The sequence below is a fragment of the Ruminobacter amylophilus genome, from assembly GCF_900115655.1.
GTDB lineage: Bacteria > Pseudomonadota > Gammaproteobacteria > Enterobacterales > Succinivibrionaceae > Ruminobacter > Ruminobacter amylophilus.
In genome coordinates, this window is sequence record NZ_FOXF01000076.1 from 1 (window position 1) to 7,306 (window position 7,306).

The 7,306-nt window shown below is 42.5% G+C and carries 12 protein-coding genes; 2 read left to right on the forward strand and 10 right to left on the reverse strand.

Annotated elements, in window-relative coordinates:
- The 9 genes from BMY80_RS11460 to BMY80_RS11500 all read right to left on the reverse strand — a co-directional run.
- Positions 1 to 197: HTH domain-containing protein (locus BMY80_RS11460; protein WP_218140345.1), on the reverse strand; the 197-nt coding region annotated here is incomplete at its 3' end.
- 302 nt (positions 198 to 499) lie between these two features.
- Complete coding sequence (locus tag BMY80_RS11465; protein ID WP_093143806.1) at positions 500 to 772, reverse strand: hypothetical protein; 273 nt, start codon at positions 770 to 772, stop codon at positions 500 to 502.
- Positions 765 to 1,646: a glycosyltransferase gene (locus tag BMY80_RS11470; protein ID WP_093143809.1), complete on the reverse strand. Its 882-nt coding sequence runs from the start codon at positions 1,644 to 1,646 to the stop codon at positions 765 to 767. The genes BMY80_RS11465 and BMY80_RS11470 overlap by 8 nt, the downstream gene beginning before the upstream one ends.
- A complete protein-coding gene (locus BMY80_RS11475) occupies positions 1,618 to 2,106 on the reverse strand; it encodes a hypothetical protein (RefSeq protein WP_143066534.1) in 489 nt (162 codons plus the stop codon). Before BMY80_RS11475 ends, BMY80_RS11470 begins: the two co-directional genes overlap by 29 nt.
- Positions 2,107 to 2,322: 216 nt before the next feature.
- Entirely contained in the window at positions 2,323 to 4,881 is a 2,559-nt protein-coding gene (locus BMY80_RS11480; protein ID WP_143066535.1) for a hypothetical protein, read from the reverse strand.
- A gap of 59 nt (positions 4,882 to 4,940) precedes the next feature.
- On the reverse strand, positions 4,941 to 5,216 hold the full coding sequence (locus tag BMY80_RS11485; protein WP_093143818.1) for a hypothetical protein: 276 nt from the start codon (positions 5,214 to 5,216) through the stop codon (positions 4,941 to 4,943).
- A 76-nt stretch (positions 5,217 to 5,292) separates the two neighbouring features.
- Complete coding sequence (locus BMY80_RS11490) at positions 5,293 to 5,484, reverse strand: hypothetical protein (protein ID WP_245730181.1); 192 nt, start codon at positions 5,482 to 5,484, stop codon at positions 5,293 to 5,295.
- 65 nt (positions 5,485 to 5,549) lie between these two features.
- Positions 5,550 to 5,861: a hypothetical protein gene (locus BMY80_RS11495; protein WP_093143824.1), complete on the reverse strand. Its 312-nt coding sequence runs from the start codon at positions 5,859 to 5,861 to the stop codon at positions 5,550 to 5,552.
- A 56-nt stretch (positions 5,862 to 5,917) separates the two neighbouring features.
- Positions 5,918 to 6,190, reverse strand: a complete 273-nt coding sequence (locus BMY80_RS11500) for a hypothetical protein (RefSeq protein ID WP_093143825.1) — start codon at positions 6,188 to 6,190, stop codon at positions 5,918 to 5,920.
- A 153-nt stretch (positions 6,191 to 6,343) separates the two neighbouring features.
- On the opposite strand from BMY80_RS11500, the gene BMY80_RS11505 reads away from it, so the two are divergent.
- The gene (locus BMY80_RS11505; RefSeq protein ID WP_093143828.1) at positions 6,344 to 6,670 is read left to right on the forward strand and encodes a helix-turn-helix domain-containing protein; all 327 of its coding nucleotides are present in this window, start codon (positions 6,344 to 6,346) and stop codon (positions 6,668 to 6,670) included.
- Between the two features lie 35 nt (positions 6,671 to 6,705).
- Positions 6,706 to 6,999 carry a hypothetical protein gene (locus BMY80_RS11510; protein WP_093143831.1) on the forward strand — a complete coding sequence of 98 codons (294 nt, stop codon included), beginning with the start codon at positions 6,706 to 6,708 and terminating at the stop codon, positions 6,997 to 6,999.
- Between the two features lie 57 nt (positions 7,000 to 7,056).
- Here BMY80_RS11510 and BMY80_RS11515 read toward each other — a convergent pair.
- On the reverse strand, positions 7,057 to 7,306 hold a 250-nt coding region (locus BMY80_RS11515; protein ID WP_143066536.1), incomplete at its 5' end, for a transposase.

Sequence of the window (7,306 nt, forward strand, 5' to 3'; positions counted from 1 at the left end):
CGTTCCTTACCTAGAATCTCTACAGGATATCCATACTTACACAGAATATTACTAGGAATTTCCCCAGAGAGATACTCTTTATAGAATATCTCTTTGAACTCTTTGGATAACGACAGAATGTTTGCAGTAACTCGAACGGTATACTTGTTGTTTCGCAGAATTTCCTGTTGCTTAGATGAAAACTTTACCTTACTCATGCTATTTCTCCTGTAATTAAAGAATACCACACTCAAGGTAATGTCCAAAACAAGGGATACACTAAAACCCTGGTGTCCACTTCTATGGGGACTCAAATTATCCGTGTCCACACTCAGGGGTACAGTTTAGCATAACATCAGTTTTTTGGTGATATGTAAACTCCTTGATTTTTCAAGGTGTCATGCCGTTTTTACAAAAATGTTCTAATTACCTGCTCTTACGTCAATAACAAGAAAAAACCTAATAAACACATTGATTTTACTGTATTTTTCAGTTTTTATAAAATCAAAAAATACCCACATCAGATCACAACCACATCTTTCTCGATGAACCAATATTCAGTAGGCATCAGTCCTGCGTAGGCCAAAAGTCCTTCTTTGTTCTTAAAGATGTGACCTTTGTACTTGTAGTACCTCTTTCGCCTTATCGGGAGAGTTAAAGCATCTCTCTTACTTGCTCCGTTATATCTACGATTAAGGTATAAGCTCATGGAAATTCCATAATGCTCACACATTGCCTTAAGTGATGGATACTCTTCACCAAGATGATCTGTGTGTCTTTGGGACTCAAACACAAACACCTCCTACACACTCAGATTTTGCCCGCACTTTTTGGGAAAAATGTTCAGTCAAACATCCCTGATTTCTCTTACACTCAAGGAAATACCTCTTGAAGTAATACCTTGTATATAGGTCATTATAGCTGTGGTCTGTCCATGGCTTATCAGCTCCAAGAAAATGCACCATCACAGGAGCTAACTGCGTGTACCGTTCATCAGTAAACATCAGATTGAAGTGTGCAGGTATCTCCTGAATGACGTTGCCGAAGTGATGATTCACGAAGTCCTGCTCCGGGCAGTAAATGTGTTTTGAGAATTCATGTAAAAAACTTTCATACTGCTCTATCAGATCCGGGGCAATTGTCTCAGCTCCATACACCACAAGTCCTGTGTTGATGTAGACCTGATTCGGAATGATATCGTTAAGCTGCAGATTGCTCATCCATCTGTCACGGTTCTTCCGCTCAGATACTCCGTACACACGATTCGGCTTGCACTTGTCCACGAGGTACTGAATTGTGTTGAAGAACAGAACATCAAGGTCAAAGTTGACGATAATGTCTGCCTCTTTCTTCAGTTCCTGTAATGCCAGAATTCTCATTGCGAACGCAGGTAACGACTTCCTGCTCACAAAAAGTTCAAGGTACTTGTTCCCCAATGTCTCATGTATCTGGAACTGAGGGAACTCCACAACTCTAAACTCAATCGGGTGACCTGCAGTCGCCTGTCTGAGTCTCTGGTAGTTTGTCCCCTCTTCCACATAGCACACGACTTTAGTTGAGTTAAACCGGAAGAACGAAGTAAGTGCAACGATGGCAGGATCGATGTAGTCCGAGTCGACTACGCAAAAGGCTACTGTCTTATAAGTCATCTTTAAAAACGTCCTCATTATAATTAACCAAAGTCAGACTGACTTTTTTATCTGCAGGTTTAACCGCAGTGACCCAACACTTCACAAGCTCACCAATCGCAAAGAACGGATACTCAATCGTCTGGCCGTAGTCGTCAGACCATGACGGCAACGCTCTGTCTATCGTCAGATTGTGACTGTCATTGCGAGTGTACGTGTACTGCTCACAACTTCCGTCAAGCTTACGAATGTAAACAATACCGCTCTGCAGCTCATCAGGAACTTCCATGTCGGTCGTCACTGTCAAGGCAGCATCGTCGTAGCTGATGATGCGACCTGTCACGTTGCTGATGTTCTCATCAAGCACCAAGCCAACAAGGTCGTTGAACTGACAGTTGAGTCCATCGTATTCAGTCTCAATCTCATAGGTCACTCTGGTACTCCGCAGATAGCGAAGTCTTCTCATGCCCATAGCTTGAGCCTGTTCAAGATTAGTCACTCCAAATGCTGTCAGCTTTTCCTGGTTAACCGACAGCGGATACGAAGTAATGTTCGCATCGCCATTCTCATCGACGTGGCAGTTCTGAGCATGTTCGGCTTATGCTTGGCCGTGTATCCCGACTGCAGTGCTTTCGGTAAGTCCTGCGGATAAAACTTAAAATCACTCATTCTTTTTCCTCAAAAAATAAAGGGCAACCTTAAGTTGCCCTCATTCCTATGCTCCATATCGACGAAGTGCGTATGTGCTTTCCAAGGTCTTTGCCATCTGACCGCCCTTTCGAATGTTGCTCACGAAGATGTTGATAACTTCATCGCCATCTCGCTCACGACTATCAACCTGTCCTGCTCGGCTCTGATCCTCGATAAGGTTGATGGTTACCTTTGAGCCGCCTGTCAGTGCAGATCGGGCAAGGTCTGCCGTCTCTCTTCTGGAAGTCACGTTCGCAGGTCCCCGAACAAGTTCGGGATCGTACTCACCGACGATACCTAGACCGCCTGCAGGTATGTAACCACCCTTATCATGCATGGTCACAGACTTAAGCTGTCCGAGGATGTTGGTCGTCATGGCAACCGCATTCGCATATGCAGCAATACCGTTCGGCCAGAATGGCTTTTCATCTAACGCATTAGTCCACGCAACAATCGCATTCATCGTCGCAGATGCCACGGCAAATGACTTCTGGATCGCAAACAACGCTCTGTAGGTCGCACTTGACTCGCTCATGCCCTGCGTCAGATTGCTGAATGCATCGGTCATTGAGTCCAATCCGTCAGTCAAAGACTGAATGTTATCCAAATCCTGAGCAGTAAAGAACGAGTTTTTATTCTTATCCTTTCCACTCTTCTTGGTCTGTTCGGCATAGAATTTGTCATAAAGAGCCTTTACCGCTTCGGTATACGATTCTTCCGAAATCAATGCTTGTTCATGATACGTATTAAGCAGATCAAGCTTTGCCTGATAATCGCTCTGAAGCTTGGCAATCTCATTACCGGTAAGATCCCAGATAAATGACTGTGCATCCTGCTGAATCTGCTTAATCTTGTCAGCAAGCTCCTGTTCAACAAGAAGTCTTGCGTTGGCAACCTGCTGCAGATCGACAATACTTGATTCACTCGCCCTCTTGGTGATTTCATCAATCTTTGAGTAGTAATCGGCATAAGCCTTTTCAAGTTCGGAAAGACCTGACTGCTGACTCTTTATCAGCTGATTGTAATAAGATGTCCACGTATCGGTCTTCTTTGATGCACCGCTTGAGCCGGAGGTTCCACCAATCTTTCGCGGTTTGCCATCATCCCCATTCCCTTCTTTTCCAAGTTCCTTGGCCGCATCTTCGCGCTTTTTCTTCAACTCCTGAAGATTCTTCTCAATGTCTTTAAATTGAAGCTTTATAGCTGTATCCCAGATTTTGTCATTTTCAATCATGGCATCAGCCGCCTCGTTAACCTCCTTGTTAAAAGCCTTGCTGGCCTTGTCCCAATCCCAGCTTGTGCCAAATTCAATAATAAACTCATTCGCTCCGGAAAGGCCGCCCTTTACAGCTGTCCATGCGTTCTCTGCCTGTTTGGCAACTTCCATAAACCCGGCACGCACGAAATTGAAGAACTGTGTAAAATAATCACTTATGCTCTCAATCCCGAGAGCTGATGCCGCTCCTGAATCACTCCAAAACTCCGAAATCTTATCCCCCAATGCCGAGAGCTTTTCCCTCCTCGTATCTAAGATAGACTTCCAGCCTTCGGCAATTGTGCTGAAAAACTCGGAAAAGGCAGGATTCGTCAAACAATCAGCAAACCAATTAAGCAAATCAGTAGCATTATCGACAAACACGGTTAAAACACTGCCGGCACCACTGCTTCCATCCATTATTCGGGTAGTTAACGTTCCCCATGCGTTCTGCAATCTTTCAAAAGATGCAGTCAATGTTCCTGTTCTAGCTTCAAGAACGCCACCGAACTGAGTATCTGCCAATTGCCCCAGATACTGTTCCAACGCTTCAGATGTTGCTTCAATCTCCTTCTTTTCACCTTTAAAAGACATTACAACCTTATTGCCGTTTCTTTCAGCTGTTATCCCGTACTCCTTCAGAGACTGAAGACGACCGTTCACAAAGTTACTGATATTCTGAGCTAGCCCCGTAATATCCTTGTTTGTTCCCTGGGCTATGGCAGCATACTTCTCTAACTGCTTGGAGCTTCTGGTTAAACCGTTATTACCTAACGTTAAATACGCCTGAGCAAGCTTGTCAGTGGCAATTGCAGTCTTGTCTTCCAGAGCATTAAGTTCCCAGAATTTATCCCTGGCAGAATCTATATCACCTGTAAGTACACTAAGTTTTGCCGACATGTCTTCGTAAACTTTGGAAGCCTGAATACCTGATAACGAAATTCTTGCGGCAATACTGACAAAAGATTGGCCAATTTTGGTCATAGCACCTTGTATAATTTGCCCCGTACTTGTGGCAGTCCTTTCCATTATCTGATTTTGAGTATGTATCTGCTGTTCCTGTCTAGCTATGACATTGGTCAAGGTGTTATTCGTCGTTACGGCATTATTTCGCATGTTCACCAGAGAAGCATTAACTTGATTAAACTCCGTAATCACTTGATTGTTGTAGTTGTTTACCTGGTTGTACATTCTTGACATATCAATAGTTACATTATTAATCGTCGAATGAATTGTCTGAGAATAATTAAAAATATTTCGCGCTGCCTGCTGAAACCCATTGTTTAAATTATCAGCATTTACACCTACATTAATAAATGGATCAGCCATACTTTTCTCCAAATAAAAAAGCTCGCCGGAGCGAGCTTAAAAATATTAAAAAAACAGACTTAAAAAATCTTTCTGAATGTAAATTTAATCATTTTCCAAAGCAGAACGTACACATGCCTTGTCCAATACAATCCGAGAAATGAAAGTCCCCATAATCCATACAAGCCTTTAGCCAAGTTACTGGAGAATTCTATATCTCTAGGTAAAAATGCGATTATTACCAACCCGATCAGTGTCCATGCAGGGAAGTCGATTAGAAAACCAAATATCTTCTTTCCTAATCTTTCGCTTTCTGGACAATAGGCGCTACTCACATATACAAAATCATCGTCCATACGTCCCCCAACAAAAAAAAATAAATCACCTTAATTAAATTATATATAAAAATTAAGGCGATTCAATAATTTTCGGCTATTTTTTCGTCTTTTTGGGCGCTGGTCTGGTCATCAGCATCTTGAATTTTGCCTGCTCTGATTCACATTCATCAGCTGTAAGAGCCCTATTGTTACGTGCTCTGCAACGCTCTTCAGGGTGCTCCTGATAATATTCCTCAAGATAAACAGCACCCCAATAATGAAGCTCCGTAATAGGATAGCTCAACACTTCCGTTATTGGTTTGTGAATCTCTCTCGCTATCCTTACCGCAAGTCTGAATGTGTAATCAGATTTTACGAGTTTTTTAACTCGGTTTCCTTCTTTTCGAATGAATTCAGCTTTGCAAATTCTTCAGCAAGCGCAATCATGGTCTTGTTAGGTACAACCTTGATGAATTCGTTAACATCCGCTGGATTTTCGGTAAGCATACCATTCTCATCACACAATGATGCATGAATCATCCTGCAGGTCTGCATGAAGTTATCCTTCTCATCCTTAAACTTCATGAAGTAATCACCGGTTATTTCCCTTAGATAGAAGACAACCCCATCCACTTCAACCTTTTCAACCTTGTACTTGAATTCTTTAAACTTCTCTAAATACATATTTCCATCCTTCCTTACTAATAAAAAAGGGGATTTTCATCCCCTTACACACTCAATCAACCTGAAACAGTTGTTGCTGTTGACCAGGTTACATCACTTTCCTGCTTACCGGTTATCTTAAGCTGCATAAAACCGTCAGCAGTACCGGACACAATCTGATATCCGAGAAGCTTCAGCGAGTAAGACGCAATCTTACCATTAGTCCACTGATGCTTAATCATCACGGTCTCATGTGCGGCGGCAGCCGCAACAACCGGCTCAATCTCAGCAAGGCTATCAGCAGCAGAGACAAGCCACCGTTCAGCAAGCGTCTCCGCAGAATATGCCACCTCCTGACATGCCTAACGATCCTCTTCCGTTCTAGCAACTATTCGGAATTACCGAACACTTGTGAGGTTTTGTGAAGTTTTGTGAGGTTGAACCTGTCAATTTTTCCGACAGGTTCAATCAATGAATAGATTTTTAATAATTAGAGATATCAAATGAACAAAGACAAATTAACCCAGCTCATTAAGTACCTGATAGACAAAGGTGTTACCGCTTCCGATTTTCTTGATGTTTACCTTAACACCAATGCGACATCAGAACCAAAGAAAGAAACAGCTCACCAGAAGAAGCCAGGCAGACCTAAGAAAACCGTCAGTAAGCCAACCGCAAAATCTGCAGCTGTCCTCTATACCGTAAACGAAGTATGTTCCCAGCTTAACGTCAAGCCGACTGAACTTAAGCAGATGATTGCTGAAGGCGATTTCCCTGCTCCTGACAGCCAAGGCAAATGGTCTCAAAGCTCCATGTCTAGATTCTTATAAAAGTCTTTTTTGTGAGTTTTGGAGAGGTTAAAGGAATGACTAAAGAAGAAAAAACATTACAGAGATTCGCCAGACAGTTATCTGCAATGTATTCAGAAATGTTCTGTTGTTCCGTAGAGATTGATATCTGTGAGGCTCCGAGAGACTACTACATTCCTGGCAAAGGAACCGCATACTACTTGTGTTCCGTGACGATAGACGGGGAGCAAATCTACGGTTCATATGGGGTCACATCAATTCTTCCGAATGATATGATGCAAGAGATTACGGAATTTGCTCATGAAATTGTCTTTCATGAATATTTTTTGGTGACGAAGTTCGTAATCTAGTGTAAAAGAGAGTGAACGCGATTCCGTGTAAACCCTTGTTAAGCCCCTTTTGAAAAATTATCTAATGTACCTAGCTATCCTTGTGCTGGTTTCATCAAGACAGGATAGCTGGTTCAGAACCTTTGCCCAATTCTGTATTTTAGCATTGTTCCATTTCTTGGCAAGTTCACCCGTAATTCTGAGATAGAAAATTTTAAATACCGAATTTTCATTTTCAAAGAATCCCTTTTTAGTGACCTTTCTAAGGCTGGAATTTACAGACTCAATGGCATTGGTCGTATACATCACTTTGCGTATGTCGGCCGGA

Excerpts from the sequence above, each read along its gene's own strand:
- BMY80_RS11505 (WP_093143828.1), top strand. The coding sequence starts at position 6,344 with ATGAACAAAGACAAATTAACCCAGCTCATTAAGTACCTGATAGACAAA.
- BMY80_RS11495 (WP_093143824.1), bottom strand. The coding sequence starts at position 5,861 with ATGTATTTAGAGAAGTTTAAAGAATTCAAGTACAAGGTTGAAAAGGTT.
- BMY80_RS11510 (WP_093143831.1), top strand. The coding sequence starts at position 6,706 with ATGACTAAAGAAGAAAAAACATTACAGAGATTCGCCAGACAGTTATCT.
- BMY80_RS11485 (WP_093143818.1), bottom strand. The coding sequence starts at position 5,216 with ATGGACGATGATTTTGTATATGTGAGTAGCGCCTATTGTCCAGAAAGC.
- BMY80_RS11470 (WP_093143809.1), bottom strand. The coding sequence starts at position 1,646 with ATGAGGACGTTTTTAAAGATGACTTATAAGACAGTAGCCTTTTGCGTA.
- BMY80_RS11480 (WP_143066535.1), bottom strand. The coding sequence starts at position 4,881 with ATGGCTGATCCATTTATTAATGTAGGTGTAAATGCTGATAATTTAAAC.